This window comes from Erwinia sp. 198, from assembly GCF_003937915.1.
Taxonomy (GTDB): Bacteria; Pseudomonadota; Gammaproteobacteria; order Enterobacterales; family Enterobacteriaceae; genus Erwinia; species Erwinia aeris.
Map to the genome: position 1 here is coordinate 83,819 of NZ_RHUM01000006.1, position 21,847 is coordinate 105,665.

17 protein-coding genes and 1 pseudogene are annotated in these 21,847 nt (G+C 58.0%); 14 read left to right on the forward strand and 4 right to left on the reverse strand.

What is annotated here, in order from left to right:
* The first annotated feature begins 101 nt into the window (after positions 1-101).
* Positions 102-1,280, forward strand: a complete 1,179-nt coding sequence (locus EGK14_RS10145) for a sugar efflux transporter (RefSeq protein ID WP_125288978.1) — start codon at positions 102-104, stop codon at positions 1,278-1,280.
* Positions 1,281-1,325: 45 nt separating this feature from the next.
* Here the strand turns inward: EGK14_RS10145 and leuD are convergent, their stop codons facing one another.
* The 4 genes from leuD to leuA are packed head-to-tail and all read right to left on the reverse strand — an operon-like array spanning position 1,326 to position 5,987.
* Entirely contained in the window at positions 1,326-1,931 is a 606-nt protein-coding gene (gene leuD / locus EGK14_RS10150) for a 3-isopropylmalate dehydratase small subunit (protein ID WP_125288979.1), read from the reverse strand.
* Between the two features lie 2 nt (positions 1,932-1,933).
* A complete protein-coding gene (gene leuC, locus EGK14_RS10155) occupies positions 1,934-3,337 on the reverse strand; it encodes a 3-isopropylmalate dehydratase large subunit (protein WP_125288980.1) in 1,404 nt (467 codons plus the stop codon).
* A 2-nt stretch (positions 3,338-3,339) separates the two neighbouring features.
* Positions 3,340-4,428, reverse strand: a complete 1,089-nt coding sequence (gene leuB, locus EGK14_RS10160) for a 3-isopropylmalate dehydrogenase (protein WP_125288981.1) — start codon at positions 4,426-4,428, stop codon at positions 3,340-3,342.
* Positions 4,428-5,987 carry a 2-isopropylmalate synthase gene (gene leuA, locus EGK14_RS10165; RefSeq protein ID WP_125288982.1) on the reverse strand — a complete coding sequence of 520 codons (1,560 nt, stop codon included), beginning with the start codon at positions 5,985-5,987 and terminating at the stop codon, positions 4,428-4,430. Before leuA ends, leuB begins: the two co-directional genes overlap by 1 nt.
* Positions 5,988-6,894: 907 nt before the next feature.
* On the opposite strand from leuA, the gene ilvI reads away from it, so the two are divergent.
* The 13 genes and pseudogenes from ilvI (at position 6,895) to murG (ending at position 21,847) form a co-directional block, all read left to right on the forward strand.
* On the forward strand, positions 6,895-8,616 hold the full coding sequence (ilvI, locus tag EGK14_RS10170) for an acetolactate synthase 3 large subunit (protein WP_125288983.1): 1,722 nt from the start codon (positions 6,895-6,897) through the stop codon (positions 8,614-8,616).
* A gap of 2 nt (positions 8,617-8,618) precedes the next feature.
* On the forward strand, positions 8,619-9,110 hold the full coding sequence (ilvN, locus tag EGK14_RS10175) for an acetolactate synthase small subunit (protein WP_125288984.1): 492 nt from the start codon (positions 8,619-8,621) through the stop codon (positions 9,108-9,110).
* 192 nt (positions 9,111-9,302) lie between these two features.
* Positions 9,303-10,313, forward strand: a complete 1,011-nt coding sequence (gene cra / locus EGK14_RS10180) for a catabolite repressor/activator (RefSeq protein WP_125288985.1) — start codon at positions 9,303-9,305, stop codon at positions 10,311-10,313.
* A gap of 545 nt (positions 10,314-10,858) precedes the next feature.
* Positions 10,859-11,317 (forward strand): division/cell wall cluster transcriptional repressor MraZ, encoded by a 459-nt coding sequence (gene mraZ, locus EGK14_RS10185; protein ID WP_125288986.1) that lies wholly within the window; start codon positions 10,859-10,861, stop codon positions 11,315-11,317.
* A 2-nt stretch (positions 11,318-11,319) separates the two neighbouring features.
* Positions 11,320-12,261 (forward strand): 16S rRNA (cytosine(1402)-N(4))-methyltransferase RsmH, encoded by a 942-nt coding sequence (gene rsmH, locus EGK14_RS10190; RefSeq protein ID WP_125288987.1) that lies wholly within the window; start codon positions 11,320-11,322, stop codon positions 12,259-12,261.
* Positions 12,258-12,578, forward strand: a complete 321-nt coding sequence (gene ftsL / locus EGK14_RS10195; RefSeq protein WP_125288988.1) for a cell division protein FtsL — start codon at positions 12,258-12,260, stop codon at positions 12,576-12,578. The genes rsmH and ftsL overlap by 4 nt, the downstream gene beginning before the upstream one ends.
* Positions 12,579-12,586: 8 nt before the next feature.
* Positions 12,587-14,351 (forward strand): annotated as a pseudogene (locus EGK14_RS10200) (peptidoglycan glycosyltransferase FtsI).
* Positions 14,338-15,825 (forward strand): UDP-N-acetylmuramoyl-L-alanyl-D-glutamate--2,6-diaminopimelate ligase, encoded by a 1,488-nt coding sequence (gene murE / locus EGK14_RS10205; protein ID WP_125288990.1) that lies wholly within the window; start codon positions 14,338-14,340, stop codon positions 15,823-15,825. Before EGK14_RS10200 ends, murE begins: the two are co-directional and overlap by 14 nt.
* Positions 15,822-17,183, forward strand: a complete 1,362-nt coding sequence (gene murF / locus EGK14_RS10210; protein WP_125288991.1) for a UDP-N-acetylmuramoyl-tripeptide--D-alanyl-D-alanine ligase — start codon at positions 15,822-15,824, stop codon at positions 17,181-17,183. Before murE ends, murF begins: the two co-directional genes overlap by 4 nt.
* Positions 17,177-18,259 carry a phospho-N-acetylmuramoyl-pentapeptide-transferase gene (gene mraY / locus EGK14_RS10215; RefSeq protein WP_125288992.1) on the forward strand — a complete coding sequence of 361 codons (1,083 nt, stop codon included), beginning with the start codon at positions 17,177-17,179 and terminating at the stop codon, positions 18,257-18,259. The genes murF and mraY overlap by 7 nt, the downstream gene beginning before the upstream one ends.
* A 2-nt stretch (positions 18,260-18,261) precedes the next feature.
* Positions 18,262-19,578: a UDP-N-acetylmuramoyl-L-alanine--D-glutamate ligase gene (murD, locus tag EGK14_RS10220; protein ID WP_125288993.1), complete on the forward strand. Its 1,317-nt coding sequence runs from the start codon at positions 18,262-18,264 to the stop codon at positions 19,576-19,578.
* Positions 19,578-20,792 (forward strand): cell division protein FtsW, encoded by a 1,215-nt coding sequence (gene ftsW, locus EGK14_RS10225; RefSeq protein WP_125288994.1) that lies wholly within the window; start codon positions 19,578-19,580, stop codon positions 20,790-20,792. Before murD ends, ftsW begins: the two co-directional genes overlap by 1 nt.
* A complete protein-coding gene (gene murG / locus EGK14_RS10230) occupies positions 20,789-21,847 on the forward strand; it encodes an undecaprenyldiphospho-muramoylpentapeptide beta-N-acetylglucosaminyltransferase (RefSeq protein ID WP_125288995.1) in 1,059 nt (352 codons plus the stop codon). Before ftsW ends, murG begins: the two co-directional genes overlap by 4 nt.

Genomic DNA, 21,847 nt, shown 5'->3' on the forward strand with positions numbered 1-21,847 from the left:
CCAGCAGGCGTCTTGCCCGCTGGCTTTTTTCATTTCCCGTTTTCTTCTATGCTTGCTGTTTGCGCCCGCGTGCGGGCCTCTTTATTTACAAGGGATGTGGCATGAAATCGTTGCTTACGCGTCAACGTCGTATTAACCCGGTTTACCTCGCCTTTATGGCCGTCTCTTTTATGGTAGGTATCGCGGGTGCGCTACAGGCACCAACGCTGAGCCTGTTTCTGACGCGCGAAGTGGGCGAGCGGCCATTCTGGGTCGGGCTGTTTTATACCGTGAACGCCATTGCCGGTATTGCGGTCAGCCTGCTGCTGGCGAAACGGTCGGACAATCGTGGCGATCGACGTATGCTGATCCTCTTTTGCTGTCTGATGGCGACAGGCAACGCGCTGCTGTTTGCCTTTAATCGTCACTATCTGACGCTGATTACCTTTGGCGTGCTGCTGTCAGCGTTGGCGAGCGTCGCCATGCCGCAAATTTTTGCGCTGGCGCGCGAGTATGCGGACAGCTCTGCGCGTGAAGTCGTGATGTTCAGTTCGGTGATGCGCGCCCAGCTTTCGCTGGCGTGGGTGATTGGCCCGCCGCTCTCTTTCGCACTGGCGTTGAACTACGGCTTTACCACCATGTTTTCCGTGGCCGCCGCGCTGTTTGTGCTCTGTATCGCGCTGATCTGGTTTGCGCTGCCTTCCGTACCCCGGGTGGAACAGTCGCCGGAGGTGGTTATCACGCAAATCAGCGCGTGGAAAAACAGAGACGTGCGGCTGCTGTTTATCGCCTCGCTGCTGATGTGGACCTGCAATACCATGTATATCATTGATATGCCGCTTTATATCAGCAGCGTACTGGGCCTGCCGGACAGGCTGGCGGGCCTGCTGATGGGCGTGGCGGCGGGCCTGGAGATCCCGGCGATGCTGCTGGCCGGGCACTATGTTAAGCGCTTCGGCAAGCGCAACATGATGCTGTTTGCCGTGGCGGCGGGCGTGCTGTTTTATCTGGGTCTGGTGCTGTTTCACTCGCGTGCGGCGCTGCTGGCGCTACAGATTTTCAACGCTATTTTTATCGGCATCATCGCCGGGATTGGGATGCTTTATTTTCAGGACCTGATGCCCGGCAGACCGGGTGCGGCCACCACGCTTTTTACCAACAGCATTTCAACCGGCGTGATCCTGGCGGGCGTGTTGCAGGGCGCACTGGCAGAAACGTTCGGCCACTATTCGGTTTACTGGGGCGCGCTGATCCTCGCCGTCGCGGCGCTGGCAATGTCGGCTAAGGTGAAGGATATTTGAGTGAAGGGAAGCGGCCCGCCCGGGCCGCTTTTAACGCGGCTGGAGCTAACGTAAAAAGGCTGGCCGTCGCCGTTCGTACTCGCTGATGCTGGCTTCGTGCTGCAGCGTCAGGCCAATACTATCCAGCCCGTTCAGCAGGCAGTGACGACGGAAAGGATCGATGCTGAAAGCGTAACGCTTGTCGCTCGCCAGCACTTCCTGCCTGTCCAGATCCACGGTAAAGCTGACGCCCGGCTCGGCGGCGACCCGTTGAAACAGCTCATCCATCTCGGCTTCGCTTAACGTTACCAGCAGCAGCTGATTATTAAACGCGTTATTGGCAAAAATATCGGCGAAATCGCTGCCGATAATCGCCTTGATACCGTAGTCGGTCAGCGCCCAGGGCGCATGTTCGCGCGAAGATCCACAGCCGAAGTTCTCCCGCGTCAGCATAATGCTGGCGCCGCGAAACGCCGGTTTATTCAGGATAAAGTCCGGGTCAGGGATTTGACCTTCCGCATCCTTGTAGCGCCAGTCGTAAAACAGGTTGCGGCCAAAGCCGGTGCGCGTCACCATCTGTAAAAACTGCTTGGGGATAATGGCGTCGGTATCGACGTTGGCGGCGTCCATCGGCACCACTACGCCCGTATGCTGCGTAAATTTTTTCGCCATAGTTACTCCTGATCCAGCTCGCGGATATCGGCAAAGTGGCCGGCTACCGCCGCGGCGGCGGCCATCGCCGGGCTGAGCAGATGCGTACGTCCGCCACGGCCCTGGCGGCCTTCGAAATTACGGTTGCTGGTTGAGGCGCAGCGCTCGCCCGGACTCAGGCGATCGTTATTCATCGCCAGGCACATCGAGCAGCCGGGCAGGCGCCACTCAAAACCGGCAGCCAGGAAGATTTGATCCAGACCTTCCGCTTCGGCCTGCGCTTTGACCGGGCCGGAGCCGGGCACGACGTAAGCCTGCACGCCAGCGGCGATTTTATGGCCTTTGACCACAGAGGCCGCCGCGCGCAGATCCTCAATACGGGAATTGGTGCAGGAGCCGATAAATACTTTATCAATCCGCACGTCAGTCAGCCTGATGCCCGGCTTGAGATCCATATAGGCCAGCGCTTTTTCCGCCGAGGCGCGTTCAATGGGATCGCTGAAGCTGGCCGGATCGGGGATGACGTCATTGACGGCGATCACCTGGCCGGGATTGGTGCCCCAGGTCACCTGTGGCGCGATCTCACTGGCATTAAGCGTCACGACTTTATCAAAACGGGCGCCGCTGTCGGATTTCAGCGTTCGCCAGTAGGCGACCGCCTGCTCCCAGGCCCGATCTTTGGGCGCAAACTGGCGGCCCTTCACATAGTTAAACGTGGTTTCATCCGGCGCGACCAGGCCCGCTTTCGCGCCCAGCTCAATCGCCATATTGCACAGCGTCATGCGGCCTTCCATGCTGAGCTGCTCCACGGCCGGGCCGCAGAACTCCACCACGTGCCCGTTGCCGCCGCCGCTGCCGGTTTTACCGATGATCGCCAGCGCAATATCCTTGGCGGTAATACCAGGAGCAGTCTGCCCCACAACTTCGATCTTCATGGTTTTAGCGCGCGACTGCTTCAGCGTCTGCGTCGCCAGCACGTGTTCGACTTCTGAGGTGCCGATGCCAAACGCCAGCGCGCCGAAAGCGCCGTGGGTAGAAGTATGCGAATCGCCGCAGACGATGGTCATACCGGGCAGCGACATACCCTGTTCAGGCCCGATAACGTGCACAATGCCCTGAAAAGGATGCTGCAGATCGTACAGCCGCACGCCGAATTCTTCGCAGTTTTTAATTAGCATCGACATCTGAATGCGCGCCATCTCGCCGCTGGCGTTAATATCCCGTGTTTGCGTAGAGACGTTGTGATCCATCGTGGCGAAAGTTTTACCCGGCTGGCGCACCGGGCGGCCGTGCGCGCGCAGACCGTCAAACGCCTGCGCCGAGGTCACTTCATGCACCAGATGCCTGTCGATATAGAGCAGCGGCGTCTCGTCAGGCGTTTCATACACGACATGGGCGTCAAACAGCTTCTCGTATAATGTTTTCATAATCAGGCTTCGCGGATAAATCGGGCGATAACGGAACCCATTTCCTCGGTGCCGACGGCATCGCCGCCACCGGCCAGGTCGCCGGTACGGTAATTTTCCGCCAGCGCGCGGCTGATGGCCTGCTCAATGGCATCGGCCGCGTCGGCGGCTTGCAGGCTGTAGCGCAGCAGCAGCGCCAGCGACAGGATCTGAGCGACAGGATTGGCAACGTTTTTTCCGGCGATATCCGGCGCGGAGCCGCCTGCCGGTTCAAACAGGCCAAAACCCTGTTCGTTAAGGCTGGCGGAAGGCAGCATCCCCATCGAGCCGGTAATCATCGCGCACTCGTCGGAGAGAATATCGCCAAACAGGTTAGAGCAGAGCATAACGTCGAACTGAGAAGGCTCTTTGATCAGCTGCATCGTAGCGTTATCGATATACATATGATGCAGCTCAACATCCGGATAATCCTGTGCGACTTCCGTTACGATCTGCCGCCATAAAATGGACGATTGCAGCACGTTTGCTTTATCAATCGACGTCACTTTTTTACGGCGCTTGCGGGCAGATTCAAAGGCGATGCGGGCGATACGTTCGATCTCGAAGCGGTGATAAACCTCGGTATCAAAGGCGCGCTCGTGCTGGCCGCTGCCTTCACGGCCTTTCGGCTGGCCGAAATAGATGCCGCCGGTCAGCTCGCGCACTACCAGAATATCAAAGCCTTTTGCGGCGATATCGGCGCGCAGTGGACAAAACGCTTCCAGTCCCTGATACAGGCTGGCGGGACGCAGGTTGCTGAACAGTCTGAAGTGCTTACGCAACGGCAGCAGCGCGCCGCGCTCCGGCTGCTCCGCTGGCGGCAGGTGTTCCCATTTCGGGCCGCCGACGGAGCCAAACAGGATCGCATCCGCCTGTTCGCAGCCCGCCACGGTGGCGGGCGGCAGCGGCTCGCCGTGTCGGTCAATGGCGATGCCGCCGACGTCATACTCGCTGGTGGTGATACGCAGATCGAAACGCTGACGTACCGCATCCAGCACCTTCGCGGCCTGAGCCATCACTTCCGGCCCGATACCGTCGCCCGGCAATATGGCAATATGATAACTCCTTGTCATTATACGGCTTCCTTCTCGTTGGCTTTGCGCTGCAGTTCCTGTTCGACCTGGCGCGCGCGCCAGATATTGTTCAGGGCGTTGATCATGGCTTTGGCAGAGGACTCCACGATATCCGTCGCCAGCCCCACGCCGTGGAATTTACGGCCGTTGTAATTCACCACGATATCGACCTGGCCCAGCGCATCTTTGCCGTGGCCTTTGGCGGTCAGCTGATATTTCACCAGCTCAATATCAAAGTCGGTAATACGGTTGATCGCCTGGTAAACGGCATCGACCGGTCCGTTGCCCGTCGCGGCTTCCGCGATGGATTCTTCCCCGCAGTTCAGCTTGACCGAAGCGGTTGCCATCACGCTGGAGCCGGACTGTACGCTGAAGTAGTCCAGGCGGAAATGTTCCGGCTCTTCGTTCTGCTTGTTGATAAAGGCCAGCGCTTCCAGATCGTAGTCGAACACCTGGCCCTTTTTATCGGCCAGCTTCAGGAAGGCATCGTACAGGCTGTCCAGATTGTAATCCTGCTCCTTATAACCCATTTCCTCCATGCGGTGTTTCACGGCCGCACGGCCGGAACGAGAGGTCAGGTTCAGCTGGATTTGATGCAGGCCGATCGATTCCGGCGTCATGATTTCGTAGTTTTCGCGGTTTTTCAGCACGCCGTCCTGGTGAATACCGGAGGAGTGGGCGAAAGCGCCGCTGCCCACCACGGCTTTATTGGCCGGGATTGGCATATTGCAGATCTGGCTGACCAGCTGGCTGGTGCGGTAGATTTCCTGATGGTGAATATTGGTATGCACGTTCATCAGCTGGCTGCGGGTTTTTATCGCCATGATAGCTTCTTCCAGCGCGCAGTTGCCGGCGCGCTCGCCCAAACCGTTAATGGTGCCCTCAATCTGGCGCGCGCCAGCCTGCACGGCGGCGACAGAATTGCCGACCGCCATGCCCAGGTCGTCATGGGTATGCACTGACAGGATCGCTTTGTCGATATTGGGTACGCGGTTGCGCAGCTGGGTGAAAATGTTGCTGTACTCGCTCGGCAGCGTGTAGCCCACGGTGTCAGGGATATTGATCGTAGTGGCGCCGGCGTTGATGGCGGCCTCCACGACGCGGCACAGATCGTCGATTGGCGTCCGACCGCCATCTTCGCAGGAAAATTCAACGTCGTCGGTGTAGTTACGCGCATGTTTTACCATGCGCACGGCGCGCTCGATCACTTCCGGCAGGGTGCTGCGCAGTTTGGTGGCGATATGCATGGGCGACGTCGCCAGAAAGGTGTGGATGCGGTAGGCTTCGGCCACGCGCAGCGCTTCGTAAGCCGCATCGATATCTTTTTCCACACAGCGGGCCAGCGCGCAAACACGGCTGTTTTTTACCTGGCGAGCGATAGTCTGCACGGATTCGAAGTCGCCCGGCGAAGAAACCGGAAAACCGACCTCCATCACGTCAACGCCCATACGCTCCAGCGCCAGCGCTATCTGCAATTTCTCTTTCACGCTCAGGCTGGCCTGCAGTGCCTGTTCGCCATCACGCAGCGTGGTATCGAAAATAATAACTTGTTGGCTCATCAGATAATTCCTTTCATGTTTGCATCGCTAATGCTACGAGCATAAAAAAACCCGCGCAGTAGCGCGGGTTTTTTAGTTTGCAAGCCTGAATCAGTGATTCATTCCGCCCACAAGTCTACCGCGCATAAATATGCGTTGAGTAGTAGACCAGGTAGGAGGAGGGTACGGATCATTGAGTCAGGCCTCATAAATTTGCTGTTCCTTTATTGATACTTGAAAGCGGGGGGCGATGTCAAGGCGAGTCACAAGGTTATAATTAGCGACGGAAAATCAGCGCAGAGAAATTATTCTGGCTCAGCAAAGGCAGGCAGAACAAAAAGGCGTACGGCAGGCGGCTCAGCAGGAAATCATCGAAAAGCAAAAGAAAATCCTGGCGGATTTAAGAAAAAATAACCTTTTTATCAAAAGCTTACATACTGTTCCTTATAAATAACCTTCACCGATAATGCCCGGTTAGTTAGCGCATTCTTTTTCAGATAGATCGGGAAGCAGCAGAAAAAACCAAATCCGCCACGATGTTTGAACAGGTAAACTTTATTCAAAGAAGTTCACTCATTAATAACGAAACGATCACACTGGAAAATAAAGCGCAGTCAGCATAAACCGCTTTTTTCCTGGCGAATAGTTAGTGTAAACGTCGACGCGTTAGCGAAACAGGTAGTGCCTTAATGAGGGCTTTCATTCATCAGTCACGTGCAGGACGTTTGCCTGTCGGGTTTTCTGCGGTTATGGTAAATCTTCACTCAAAGCAAAAATAAAACGGGCATCGCCCTGTACCTGGCCGCTGAAAATATTTTTAGCGGTTGAATAAACACAGGTTTTGAACTTATCGGCAGGCAGGCGTTATTTTCTCTATAGGCACGCTAAGCACGTCGGTAGATCAGCACCTTAAAGCCTGGAGGCAAAAATGGAGATGTTGTCAGGAGCCGAGATGGTGGTCCGATCGTTAATCGATCAGGGCGTAAAACATGTGTTCGGCTACCCCGGCGGGGCAGTACTGGATATTTATGACGCATTGCAAACCGTGGGCGGCATTGACCACGTGCTGGTGCGCCATGAGCAGGGCGCTGTACATATGGCCGACGGCTACGCACGCGCTACCGGCGAAACCGGCGTGGTGCTGGTCACGTCCGGACCGGGCGCCACCAATGCCATTACCGGCATTGCCACCGCTTATATGGATTCTGTTCCTATGGTCGTGCTCTCCGGGCAGGTTCCTTCCTCCCTTATTGGCTATGACGCCTTCCAGGAGTGCGATATGGTCGGTATTTCGCGGCCGATCGTTAAACACAGCTTTATGGTGAGGCAGGTTGAAGATATCCCCATCGTCGTGAAAAAAGCCTTCTGGCTGGCGGCCAGCGGGCGTCCCGGCCCGGTAGTGATCGACCTGCCAAAAGATATGATGAATCCGGCGAACAAGCTGCCGTATCAGTGGCCGGAATCGGTCAGTATGCGCTCTTACAATCCCACGACGCAGGGGCATCGGGGCCAGATCAAGCGCGCGCTGCAAAGCCTGCTGGCGGCGAAAAAACCCGTTCTCTATGCGGGCGGCGGCGTAATCAATGCCGACTGCGCTAACGAGCTGCGCGAGTTCGCTGAACGGCTCAATTTGCCGGTGACCTGCTCGCTCATGGGCCTGGGCGCTTTCCCCGGTACCCATCGCCAGTGTTTAGGCATGTTGGGGATGCACGGCACCTATGAAGCGAATATGACGATGCACAATGCCGACGTTATTTTCGCCGTTGGCGTGCGTTTCGATGACCGCACCACCAATAATTTAATGAAGTATTGTCCGAACGCGACGGTGCTGCATATTGATATCGATCCCGCGACTATCTCCAAAACCGTGCCGGCAGATGTGCCTATCGTCGGCGATGCCCGCGATGTACTAAAGCAGATGCTGGAGATGTTAAAACAGCACAGCGAACAGGATTGTGACAGCCTGCGCGACTGGTGGCAGAGCATCGAACAGTGGCGAGCGCGTCAGTGCCTGGCGTTCGATCGCAGCAGCGAGAAAATTAAACCGCAGGCGGTGATCGAAACGATCTGGCGTCTGACCAACGGCGACGCCTACGTGACCTCTGACGTGGGGCAGCATCAGATGTTTGCCGCGCTTTATTATCCCTTTGACAAGCCGCGTCGCTGGATCAACTCGGGCGGTCTGGGCACGATGGGCTTCGGCCTGCCTGCCGCGCTGGGCGTGAAACTGGCGCTGCCGGAGGAAACCGTGGTTTGCGTCACGGGCGACGGCAGTATTCAGATGAATATTCAGGAGTTGTCGACCGCGCTGCAATACAACCTGCCGGTACTGGTGCTGAGTCTTAACAATCGCTATCTGGGTATGGTGAAGCAGTGGCAGGATATGATTTATTCAGGCCGGCATTCGCAATCCTATATGGAGTCGCTGCCTGATTTTATCAGGCTGGCAGAGGCTTACGGCCATGTCGGCATCGGCATTAATCATCCGCATGAGCTGGAAGAAAAACTGAGCCAGGCGCTGGTGGAGCTGCGTAAAGGCCGTCTGGTGTTTGTAGACGTTAACGTTGACGGCAGCGAGCACGTTTACCCGATGCAGATCCGCGGCGGCGGAATGGACGAAATGTGGCTGAGCAAAACGGAGAGGACATAATTATGCGTCGTGTTTTATCGGTACTGCTGGAAAACGAATCCGGCGCATTATCGCGGGTAGTGGGGCTTTTTTCTCAGCGCGGCTACAACATCGAAAGCCTGACCGTCGCGCCTACTGACGATCCGACGCTGTCGCGGATGACTATTCAGACCGTGGGCGATGAGAAGGTGCTGGAGCAGATTGAAAAGCAGCTGCACAAGCTGGTGGACGTACTGCGCGTCACGGAGCTGGGCCAGGGCGCATTTGTCGAGCGCGAGATCATGCTGGTGAAAATTCAGGCGACCGGTTACGGGCGTGAAGAGGTTAAGCGCAGCGCGGAAATCTTCCGTGGACAAATCGTTGACGTGACGCCTTCGCTTTATACGGTTCAGCTGGCGGGCACCAGCGACAAGCTGGATGCTTTTTTGAGCACCGTTCGTGAAGTGGCGGAAATCGTTGAGGTCGCACGTTCAGGCGTGGTCGGCGTTGCGCGCGGCGAGCGAATTATGCGCTGATTGCGCCACGTGATAATTGCGAAATTCTTCTAACCCGGCGTAATACCGGGTTTTTTTATTTTTGCCAGAAAGCTCCCGACTGGGGCTAAAAGAGGTTGCTGGCGCAGCCGTTAGATGTAAGATTATCTTATCCTTAGCCGCGACGTGGCTATTTTTTCTGCGCCGTCATGGTGCCCGAAGCGTGGAGTTATTGTGAAACTGGATGAAATTGCGCGTCTTGCTGGTGTATCGCGCACGACGGCCAGCTATGTTATAAACGGAAAAGCCCGGCAGTATCGTGTCAGCGACAAGACCGTAGAAAAAGTCATGGCGGTGGTTCGCGAGCATAATTATCACCCTAATGCGGTCGCGGCAGGCTTAAGAGCAGGGCGAACCCGCTCGATAGGCCTGGTTATTCCCGATTTAGAGAATACAAGCTATACGCGGATCGCGAATTACCTGGAGCGTCAGGCCCGTCAGCGCGGCTATCAGCTGCTGATCGCCTGCTCCGAAGATCAGCCGGATAACGAAATGCGCTGCGTGGAACACCTGCTACAGCGCAAGGTAGACGCAATTATCGTTTCGACCTCCCTGCCGCCGGAACACCCTTTTTACCAGCGCTGGATTAACGATCCGTTGCCAATCGTGGCGCTGGATCGCGCGCTGGATCGCGAACACTTCACCAGCGTCGTCGGCGCCGATCAGGATGATGCCGAGATGCTGGCGGCCGAACTGCGCAAGCAGCCTGCTGAATCCATTCTTTACCTCGGCGCGCTACCGGAACTGTCCGTCAGCTTCCTGCGTGAAATGGGCTTTCGCCAGGCCTGGCAGGGCGACGAGCGCCATATCGACTATATCTATGCCAACAGCTTTGAGCGTACGGCGGCGGCAGCGCTGTTTGAAACCTGGCTGGAAACGCACGCCATGCCCGATGCGCTTTTTACCACCTCTTTTGGTCTGCTGCAGGGCGTGATGGACGTGGCGCTGAAGCTGGAGGGGCGGATGCCGACCGATTTATCGATAGCCACTTTCGGCGATCATGAACTGCTGGATTTTCTGGATTGTCCGGTACTGGCGGTAGGCCAGCGTCATCGCGACGTGGCCGAGCGGGTGCTGGAACTGGTGCTGGCCAGCCTGGACGAGCCGCGTAAGCCAAAACCTGGCCTGACGCGTATACGCCGCAATCTTTACCGGCGTGGGCGCCTGAGCCGTAAAGGAAGTTAATCAGTTGCTAAAAGGGTGTCTTTTATTGGCACCTTTTATTTTTCCGTTTTCGCGACTTTTCGCGCGGTGCCGGATGCCCAAATAAGGCCGTGCGCCTTTTGTTTGCTGTTAGCGTAAATAAAAGTAAAGATAAAGTTTCAAATGATTTTAACTTTCCGAAAATGCTCGCGTATTAAAACGTTAGGCGCGCGCCTTCGCTGCCGCATCAGGCAGAACGCCACTATCAGGCCCTTTCCTTAAGAAATTCCTTAAAATACCGTTCAACGGCTAAAGTTGGCGGCAGGAATTTTACGGGCAATAGCTGGTATATTTTTGAACAACTCAGACTTTCTCATCAATTTCCCGTCACTATTCATTAGTTTAATTTCCGATAGCGCGCTAAAGGCGCTTCTTTTTTAACTCTTTGCTGTTTTTTCTGGAAAAGAAATAATTCTTCAGGGCCCGCGCTGTCGCTTGACAATGATTTCCTCCGCTCCGTACACTCCTCCGGGTGGGAATTTGTGGTGTAAAGTGGGACATAAGGGTAACCAAAGGGGAAGGCTGGCATGTTCCGTGGAGCAACGTTAGTCAATCTCGACGGCAAAGGGCGACTGGCTGTGCCCATGCGCTACCGCGAAACGCTGATCGGGGAATCTCAGGGGCAAATGGTGTGTACTATTGACCTCCATCAGCCATGCCTGCTGCTTTACACCCTGCCTGAATGGGAAATTATTGAACGTAAGCTGGCTCGCTTATCGAGCATGAACCCGGTAGAGCGCCGTATTCAGCGCTTATTACTTGGCCATGCCAGCGAATGCCAGATGGATAATGCAGGCCGTTTGCTGATTGCGGGTACGCTCCGTCAGCACGCGAATCTGACCAAAGAAGTGATGCTGGTTGGACAGTTTAACAAGTTTGAGCTGTGGGATGAACAGACCTGGTATCAACAAGTCAGGGAGGATATTGACGCGGAGCAGTCGTCTCAGGAACCACTATCTGAGCGCTTGCAGGACTTGTCATTATAGCTATGCAGGAAAATTTTAAACATACCACGGTGCTGCTGGACGAGGCGGTTAACGGCCTTAATATCAAACCAGACGGCATCTATATTGATGGCACATTTGGACGAGGCGGGCATTCCCGACTGATCCTCTCCGCGCTGGGCGAACAGGGGCGTCTGTACGCCATCGACCGCGACCCGCAGGCTATTGCCGCCGCCGCCGCCATTACCGATCCGCGCTTTACCATTATACATGGGCCTTTCTCCGCGCTGGCGGAGTATGTTGACGCGCACGGGCTGACCGGCCGCATCGACGGCATTTTACTGGATTTGGGCGTCTCTTCGCCGCAGCTGGATGATGCCGAGCGCGGTTTCTCTTTTATGCGCGACGGCCCGCTGGATATGCGCATGGATCCGACCAAAGGCTTATCTGCCGCGCAGTGGCTGCTTCAGGCAGAGGAGAGCGATATCGCCTTTGTGCTGAAAACCTTTGGCGAAGAGCGCTTCGCAAAACGCATCGCGCGCGCCATCGTCGAGCGCAACCGCGAGCAGCCAATGACCCGCACCAAAGAGCTGGCGGACGTGATTTATGCCGCTACGCCGGTAAAAGATAAATTCAAGCATCCGGCAACGCGCAGCTTCCAGGCTATTCGTATTTGGGTAAACAGCGAGCTGGAAGAGATTGAAAAAGCGTTGAAAGGCGCGCTTTCCGCGCTGGCGCCACAGGGGCGCCTGTCGGTGATCAGCTTCCATTCGCTGGAAGACCGTATCGTTAAACGCTTTATGCGCGAACAGAGCCGCGGCCCGCAGGTTCCGGCCGGTATTCCGATGACGGAAGCACAGCTGAGCAAGCTCGGCGGTCGTCAGCTTAAAGCGCTGGGCAAAATGATGCCGGGCGAAGCGGAAGTGGCGGAAAACCCGCGCGCGCGCAGTTCCGTATTACGTATCGCTGAGAGAACAGACGCATGATCGGCAACGAGCGACACAGTTTACCCGGCGTGATTGCAGGCGATCTTTTACGCCACGGCAAAATCCCGTTGATGCTGGCTGTCGCCGTGCTGGTGTCTGCGGTGTTGGTGGTAACCACGGCGCATAAAACCCGCCTGCTTACCGCGCAGCGCGAGCAGCTGGTGCTGGAACGCGACGCGCTGGATATCGAATGGCGTAACCTGATTCTGGAAGAGAATGCGCTGGGCGATCACAGCCGCGTGGAAAGAACGGCGATGGAAAAACTGCAAATGCAGCATGTCGATCCTTCGCAGGAAAATATTGTGGTACAGCCATAAGGGCATAAATGAAAGCCGCAGTTAAGACGCTTAAGACAAAACGTCAGGAAGATCAGGCCAGCTTTGTCAGCTGGCGTTTTGCGTTGTTGTGCGGCTGTATTTTACTCGCGCTGGGCGGACTGCTGGCGCGCATGGCTTATCTGCAGGTGATCAACCCGGATAAGCTGGTGCGTGAAGGCGATATGCGCTCACTGCGCGTCCAGGCCGTCCCGACCTCTCGCGGCATGATCACCGATCGTGCCGGGCGACCGCTGGCCGTCAGCGTACCGGTCAACGCTATCTGGGCCGATCCGAAAGAGCTGCACGCTAAAGGCGGCATCACGCTCGACAGCCGCTGGCAGGCGCTTTCCGATGCGCTTTCCATTCCGCTGGATCAACTGGCGGCGCGCGTTAACGCCAACCCTAAAGGGCGCTTCGTCTATCTGGCGCGCCAGGTCAATCCGGCCATCGGTGACTACATCAAAAAACTCAAGCTTCCCGGCATCTTTTTACGGGAAGAGTCGCGTCGCTATTATCCGGCAGGCCAGGTCACGTCACATCTGATCGGCTTTACCAACATTGATGGTCAGGGTATTGAAGGCGTCGAAAAAAGCTTTGATAAATGGCTGACGGGCGAGCCGGGCGAGCGCACCGTGCGCAAAGATCGTCACGGCCGCGTGATTGAGGATGTCTCTTCCGTAGACAGCCGGGCGGCGCACAATCTGGCGTTGAGTATCGACGAACGCCTGCAGGCGCTGGTCTATCGCGAGCTTAACAACGCCGTCGCCTTTAACAAGGCGGAGTCCGGCACCGCCGTGCTGGTGGATGTTAACACCGGCGAAGTGCTGGCGATGGCCAACAGCCCGGCTTATAACCCGAACAACCTTACCGGCGTCACCAAAGACGTAATGCGCAACCGCGCCATCACCGATATTTTTGAACCGGGTTCGACCGTCAAACCTATGGTGGTCATGACCGCGCTACAGCGCGGCGTGGTGCGCGAAAACAGCGTGCTGAACACCGTGCCTTACCGTATTAACGGCCATGAGATCAAAGATGTGGCCCGCTATAACGAGCTGACGCTGACCGGCGTTTTGCAAAAATCGAGTAACGTCGGCGTTTCCAGGCTGGCGTTAGCGATGCCGTCCTCGGCGCTGGTAGAAACCTACTCGCACTTTGGACTGGGTAAAGCGACCAATCTGGGACTGGTCGGAGAAAGCAGTGGCTTATATCCCCAAAAACAACGGTGGTCTGACATAGAGAGGGCCACCTTCTCTTTCGGCTACGGGCTGATGGTAACGCCGTTACAGTTAGCGCGAGTCTACGCCACAATCGGCAGCTACGGCCTTTATCGCCCGCTGTCGATTACCAAAGTCGATCCGCCCGTGGGCGGACAGCGCGTATTTCCTGAAGAAGTGGTTCGCACCGTCATGCATATGATGGAGAGCGTGGCGCTGCCCGGCGGCGGCGGCGTGAAAGCGGCCATCAAAGGCTACCGCATCGCCATTAAAACCGGTACGGCGAAAAAAGTCGGGCCGGACGGGCGCTACGTTAACAAATATATTGCCTACACCGCCGGCGTGGCACCGGCAAGTCGTCCCCGTTTTGCGCTGGTTGTGGTGATCAACGATCCCCAGGCCGGTAAATATTACGGCGGCGCGGTTTCGGCTCCGGTGTTTGGCGCCATTATGGGCGGTGTGTTGCGCACCATGAATATCGAACCTGATGCACTACCGGTCGTTGAGAAAAACGAACTGGTAGACAATAAGTGAGGGATCAAGTGACAGATCGTAATCTGCACGACTTACTGGCGCCGTGGGTGCCTGGCGCGCCCGCGCTGCCGCTGCGTGAAATGATCCTGGACAGCCGTTTAGCGGCTGCCGGCGATCTCTTTGTCGCCATAAAAGGGCATACGGCAGACGGCCGCCGTTTTATTCCCCAGGCTATCGCGCAGGGCGTGGCGGCGATTATCGCCGAAGCGGAAGGCGAAGCGGAAGATGGCGACATCACTACCGTGCACGGCGTGCCGGTGATTTATCTGGCGCAGCTGAGCCAGCGGCTTTCCGCACTGGCCGGGCGCTTTTATCAGCAGCCGGGCGAAAAACTGCGCCTGATCGGCGTGACCGGCACCAATGGCAAAACCACGACCACTCAGCTGCTGGCGCAATGGGCGCAGCTGCTGGGCGAAACCGGCGCGGTGATGGGCACCGTCGGCAATGGCCTTTACGGGCATCTGGCGCCGGTTGAAAACACGACCGGCTCGGCGGTTGAGGTACAGCAGACGCTGGCTTCGCTGGTGGAGCAGGGCGCGACGCTGGCCGCGATGGAGGTTTCCTCCCACGGTCTGGTACAGCATCGGGTAGCGGCGCTGCCTTTTGCCGCTGCGGCCTTTACCAACCTCAGCCGCGATCACCTGGACTACCACGGCGATATGACGCGCTATGAGTCCGCCAAATGGCTGCTTTTCTCCGAGCACATGGTCGGCCAGGCCATTATCAACGCCGATGACGAGACGGGACGCCGCTGGCTGGCGAGCCTGCCGGACGCCGTTGCCGTTACGCTGGAAGATAACCTGGAGCCGGGCTGTCATGGCCGCTGGCTGAAGGCGACGGAGGTGCGTTACCACGACAACGGCGCTGCTATCCGTTTTGACTCCAGCTGGGGCGGCGGCGAGCTGGAAAGCCGCCTGATGGGCGCGTTTAACGTCAGCAATCTGCTGGTGGCGCTGGCGACGCTATTGGCGCTGGGCTATCCGCTCAACGAGCTGGTCGCGACCGGCAGTCGGCTACAGCCGGTCACCGGCCGTATGGAAGTTTTCAGCGCGCCAGCGAAGCCAACGGTAGTAGTGGATTACGCCCACACGCCGGATGCGCTGGAAAAAGCATTAGAGGCCGCTCGCCTGCACTGTAAAGGCAAGCTGTGGTGCGTCTTCGGCTGTGGCGGCGATCGCGATAAAGGCAAACGGCCGCTGATGGGCGCCATTGCCGAGCAGTTCTCCGACGTGGTGGTGATCACCGACGACAACCCGCGCAGTGAAGATCCTGCCGCTATCGTGGCCGATATTCTGACCGGCCTGCTCGATCCGGGCCGCGCCCGCGTGGTAGCCGGCCGAGCGCAAGCGGTCACTAACGCCATTATGCAGGCTAAAGAAGAAGATATCGTGCTGGTTGCCGGTAAAGGCCATGAAGATTATCAAATCGTTGGCAACCGTCGGCTGGACTATTCCGACCGCGAAACCGTGGCGCGTCTGCTGGGGGTGATGGCATGATCGCACTCTCTTTGCAAAAGCTGGCTGAGATCACCGGCGGTGAACCGATCGGCAGCGACCTTACCTTTAGCGAAGTGGCCACCGATACGCGCAAGATAAGCGCTGGCTGTCTGTTTATCGCGCTGAAGGGCGAACGCTTTGACGCGCACGAGCTGGTCGGCGACGCAATAGCGGCCGGTTCGGCGGCTCTGTTGGTCAGTAAGCACTTACCTGTCGCCGTGCCGCAGGTACTGGTTGCCGACACGCGCGTGGCGCTGGGCCAGCTGGCCGGCTGGGTTCGCCAGCAGTCTTCGGCGCGCGTCGTGGCGCTGACCGGTTCTTCCGGCAAAACCTCGGTCAAAGAGATGACCGCTGCCATTCTGCGCCAGTGCGGCGAAACCCTCTATACCGCAGGCAATCTGAATAACGATATCGGCGTCCCGCTGACGCTGCTGCGTTTGAGCGCGCAGCACCGGTACGCGGTGATTGAGCTGGGCGCCAACCATCAGGGCGAAATCGCCTGGACCACCAGCCTGGCGCGACCGGAAACGGCGTTGGTCAACAACCTGGCGGCCGCGCACCTGGAAGGGTTCGGCTCGCTGGCAGGCGTGGCCAAAGCCAAAGGTGAAATTTTTCAGGGGCTGCCGGAAAACGGCACCGCCATTCTGAACGCCGACAGCAACGACGAGGCCAACTGGCAGCCGATGCTGAAAGGCAAAACGGTGTGGCGCTTCTCCTCCCAACCGCAGGCCGAAAGCGAGTTTGCCGCCAGCGATGTGCAAATCACCAGCGCGGGCACCCATTTTGTAATGAAAACGCCTGTAGGCAGCGTGGCCGTTCAGCTGCCGTTGCCGGGGCGTCACAATATCGCGAATGCGCTGGCCGCCGCCGCGCTGGCTGTTTCGGTCGGCGCTTCCCTGGAGGCGGTACAGCTTGGCTTAGGTCAGCTTGAAGCCGTGCCGGGCCGCCTTTTCCCGGTTCTGCTGGCGGAAAATCAGCTGCTGCTGGACGACAGCTATAACGCCAACGTCGGCTCAATGACCGCAGCGGCTCAGGTGCTGGCGGACATGCCGGGCTATCGCGTGATGGTAACCGGTGATATGGCGGAGCTGGGCGAGGAAGCCGAAGCCTGCCATCGCGAAGTAGGCGAAGCGGCCCGTCGTGCCGGCATTGATAAGGTGCTTAGCGTGGGCACATTAAGCCGCGCTATCAGCGAGGCCAGCGGCGTGGGCGAACATTTTACCGATAAGGCTGCCGTCACGGCGCGTCTGCGGATGCTGCTGGCGGAACAGCCGACGATCACCATTTTAGTTAAAGGTTCACGTAGTGCCGCCATGGAGCAGGTAGTACAGAGCTTACAGGAGAAAAGAACATGCTAGTCTGGCTGGCCGAACATCTGGTCGCTTTTTATTCAGGCTTTAACGTCTTTTCCTATCTGACGTTTCGCGCCATCGTCAGCCTGCTGACCGCGCTGTTTATCTCACTGTGGATGGGGCCGCGCATGATTGCCCGCCTGCAGGAAATGTCCTTTGGGCAGGTTGTGCGTAACGATGGCCCGGAATCGCACTTCAGCAAGCGCGGCACGCCGACCATGGGCGGCATTATGATCCTGTTCTCCATTACCGTGTCGGTGCTGATGTGGGCCTATCCCTCCAACCCTTACGTCTGGTGCGTGCTGGTGGTGCTGGTGGGCTTTGGCATCATCGGGTTTGTAGACGATTACCGTAAGGTGGTGCGTAAAGACACCAAAGGGCTGATCGCGCGCTGGAAATATTTCTGGATGTCGGCGATTTCGCTGGGCGTGGCCTTTACGCTTTATGCGACCGGAAAAGGCACGCCGGCAACGCAGCTGGTGGTCCCGTTCTTTAAGGACATCATGCCGCAGCTTGGCCTGTTTTACGTGGTGCTTGCCTACTTCGTTATCGTCGGCACCGGCAATGCGGTGAACCTGACCGATGGGCTGGACGGCCTGGCCATCATGCCTACCGTTTTTGTGGCCGCCGGCTTTGCGTTGGTTGCCTGGGCCACCGGTAATATGAACTTTGCTAACTACCTGCATATCCCCTATCTGCGCCACGCTGGCGAACTGGTGATCGTCTGTACGGCGATTGTCGGCGCCGGACTGGGCTTTTTATGGTTTAACACCTATCCGGCGCAGGTCTTTATGGGCGACGTCGGATCGCTGGCGCTGGGTGGCGCGCTGGGCACCATCGCCGTGCTGCTGCGTCAGGAGTTTTTGCTGGTGATTATGGGCGGCGTCTTCGTGGTAGAAACCCTGTCGGTGATCCTACAGGTGGGGTCGTTCAAGCTGCGCGGCCAGCGGATTTTCCGCATGGCGCCTATTCACCATCATTACGAACTTAAAGGCTGGCCGGAACCGCGCGTTATCGTGCGTTTCTGGATCATTTCACTGATGCTGGTGCTGATTGGCCTGGCGACGCTGAAGGTACGGTAATAATGACTGATTACCAGGGTAAAAAAGTAGTCATTATCGGTCTGGGATTGACCGGTCAGTCTTGCGTTGACTTCTTTTTAGCGCGTGGCGTCACGCCGCGCGTCATGGATACCCGGCTTGTGCCGCCGGGCCTGGAAAAGCTGCCATCAGAAGTGGAACGCTGGCTGGGTTCGCTGAACGACGACTGGCTGCAAAGCGCCGATCTGATTGTCGCCAGCCCCGGGCTGGCGCTGTCGCACCCGTCACTGACGGCGGCGGCGAAAGCGGGTGTAGAGATCGTAGGCGACATCGAGCTGTTTTGCCGCGAGGCGCAGGCGCCGATTGTGGCGATCACCGGCTCTAACGGCAAAAGCACCGTGACCACGCTGGTGGGCGAGATGGCTACAGCCGCAGGCTGGCAGGTCGGCGTGGGCGGCAATATTGGCCTGCCGGCGCTGATGCTGCTGGATAAGCCCGTCCGGCTCTACGTGCTGGAACTCTCCAGCTTTCAGCTGGAAACGACCCACAGCCTGAAAGCGGCGGCAGCGACCATTCTGAACGTGACGGAAGATCATATGGATCGCTATCCGTTCGGGATGCAGCAGTATCGGGCGGCCAAGCTGCGCGTTTACGAGCAGGCGGACGCGTGCATTGTGAATGCGGACGATGCGATGACCATGCCGGTACGCGGCGCGGATAAACGCTGCATCAGCTTTGGCGTCGATGTCGGCGACTACCATCTGACGCGCCAGCAGGGCAGTACCTGGCTGCGGGTGAAAGGCGAGAAGGTGTTGAATACCAACGAGATGGCGCTGGTGGGCCAGCATAACTACACCAACGCGCTGGCGGCCCTTGCGCTGGCCGACGCCGTGGGTTTGCCCCGCGCCTCCAGCCTGAAAGCGCTGACGACCTTTACCGGCCTGGCGCACCGCTTCCAGCTGGCGCACGAGCGTAACGGCATCCGCTGGATCAACGATTCCAAAGCGACCAACGTCGGCAGCACCGAAGCGGCGCTGAACGGTCTGAACGTGCAGGGCACGCTTTGGCTGCTGCTGGGCGGCGACGGCAAATCCGCCGATTTCAGCCCGCTGGCGCGCTATTTACAGGGCGATAACATCAGAATTTACTGTTTTGGTCGGGATGCGGCCGCGCTGGCGGCGCTGCGTCCGGCAGGGGCAGTGCAGACCGAAACCATGCAGGAAGCCATGCAGCAGATCGCCGCCAAAGCGCAGCCGGGCGATATGGTGCTGCTGTCGCCAGCCTGCGCCAGCCTCGATCAGTTTAAAAACTTCGAGCAGCGCGGCGACGTGTTCACTCGACTGGCAAAGGAGCTGGGCTGATGCGTGTTCCGGGTTTAAGCATTGCCAGCTGGCTGTCAGACCGTTTGAAAGAGTGGGTGATGGGCTCGCGCGAGAGCGATGCCAGCACCATGGTGCTTTATGACCGCACGCTGCTCTGGCTGACGATAGGGCTGGCGATTATCGGCTTCGTGATGGTGACGTCGGCCTCGATGCCGGTGGGCCAGCGTTTGTCGGACGATCCTTTTTACTTCGCCAAGCGCGATGCCTTTTACATCCTGCTGGCGTTCGGCATTGGGCTGGTCACGCTGCGCGTGCCGATGGCTTTCTGGCAGCGCTACAGCAACATTATGCTGCTGGTCACGGTGGTGATGCTGCTGATCGTGCTGGTGGTGGGCAGCTCGGTAAACGGCGCCTCGCGCTGGATTGCGCTCGGCCCGCTGCGTATCCAGCCTGCGGAGCTCTCCAAGCTTTCGCTGTTCTGCTATCTCGCCAGCTATCTGGTGCGCAAGGTAGAGGAAGTGCGCAACAACTTCTGGGGTTTCTGCAAGCCGATGGGCGTGATGGTGGTGCTGGCGGTCCTGCTGCTGGCGCAGCCCGATCTGGGTACCGTCGTGGTGCTGTTTGTCACCACGCTGGCGATGCTATTCCTGGCTGGCGCAAAGTTATGGCAGTTTTTGGCGATCATCGGCTCCGGCATTTTTGCCGTTTGCCTGCTGATTATTGCCGAACCTTACCGTATGCGACGCGTTACCTCTTTCTGGAATCCGTGGGAAGATCCTTTCGGCAGCGGCTACCAGCTGACCCAGTCGCTGATGGCGTTTGGCCGCGGTGAATTCTGGGGCCAGGGGCTGGGCAACTCGGTACAGAAACTGGAATATTTACCGGAAGCGCATACCGACTTTATCTTCTCGATAATCGGTGAAGAGCTGGGTTATATCGGTGTGGTTTTAGCGCTGTTAATGGTATTCTTCGTCGCTTTTCGCGCGATGTCTATCGGGCGCCGCGCGCTGGAGCTTGACCAGCGCTTCGCCGGTTTTCTGGGCTGCTCTATCGGCGTCTGGTTTAGCTTCCAGGCGCTGGTTAACGTTGGCGCCGCAGCAGGTATGCTGCCGACCAAAGGTCTGACGCTGCCGCTGATCAGTTACGGCGGCTCCAGCCTGATAATTATGTCAACCGCCATCGTATTTTTGTTACGCATAGATTATGAAACGCGTCTGGCAAAAGCCCAGGCGTTTACGCGAGGTAGTCGATGAAAGGGAAGCGACTGATGGTTATGGCCGGCGGCACCGGAGGACACGTTTTTCCGGGGCTGGCGGTGGCGCACCATCTGATGGCGCAGGGCTGGCAGGTGCGCTGGCTCGGCACGGCTGACCGTATGGAGGCCGATCTGGTGCCGAAACATGGCATCGACATCGATTTTATTCGCATCAGCGGCCTGCGCGGCAAAGGGCTGAAGGCGCAACTGGCCGCGCCGCTGCGGATTTTTAACGCCGTACGCCAGGCCCGTGCAATCATGAAGGCCTACAGGCCGGACGTGGTGCTGGGCATGGGCGGCTACGTTTCCGGGCCGGGCGGCCTGGCGGCATGGAGCTGCGGTATTCCGGTGGTGTTACATGAACAAAACGGCATCGCCGGATTAACCAACAAGTGGCTCGCGAAAATCGCCAAAAAAGTGATGCAGGCGTTTCCCGGCGCGTTCCCTGATGCGGATGTGGTGGGCAACCCGGTACGGACAGACGTGCTTGCTCTGCCGTTGCCTGCTGAACGCATGGCCGATCGCAGTGGCCCGGTTCGCGTATTGGTCATCGGCGGCAGTCAGGGCGCCCGCGTGCTGAACCAGACGCTGCCCCAGGTGGCCGCGAAGCTGGGCGACAGCATTACGCTGTGGCACCAGACAGGCAAAGGCGCGCTGGCTGAAGTCAACGACGCCTACGGTAAGGTGGGACAGACGCAGCATAAAGTCACCGAATTTATTGACGATATGGCAGCAGCCTACGCCTGGGCGGACGTTATCGTCTGCCGCTCCGGCGCGCTGACGGTCAGCGAAGTGGCCGCCGCAGGCTTACCGGCGATCTTCGTGCCGTTTCAGCATAAAGATCGTCAGCAGTACTGGAACGCGCTGCCGCTGGAAAAAGCGGGCGCGGCAAAAATTTACGAGCAGCCGCAGTTTACGGCTGACACCGTGGCGCAGACGCTGGCCGCATGGGATCGCCCAACGCTGATGGCGATGGCGGCGAAGGCCCGTGCCGTAGCGATCCCGGATGCGACCGAACGTGTCGCAGCCGAAGTCAGCAAAGCGGCGCTATAG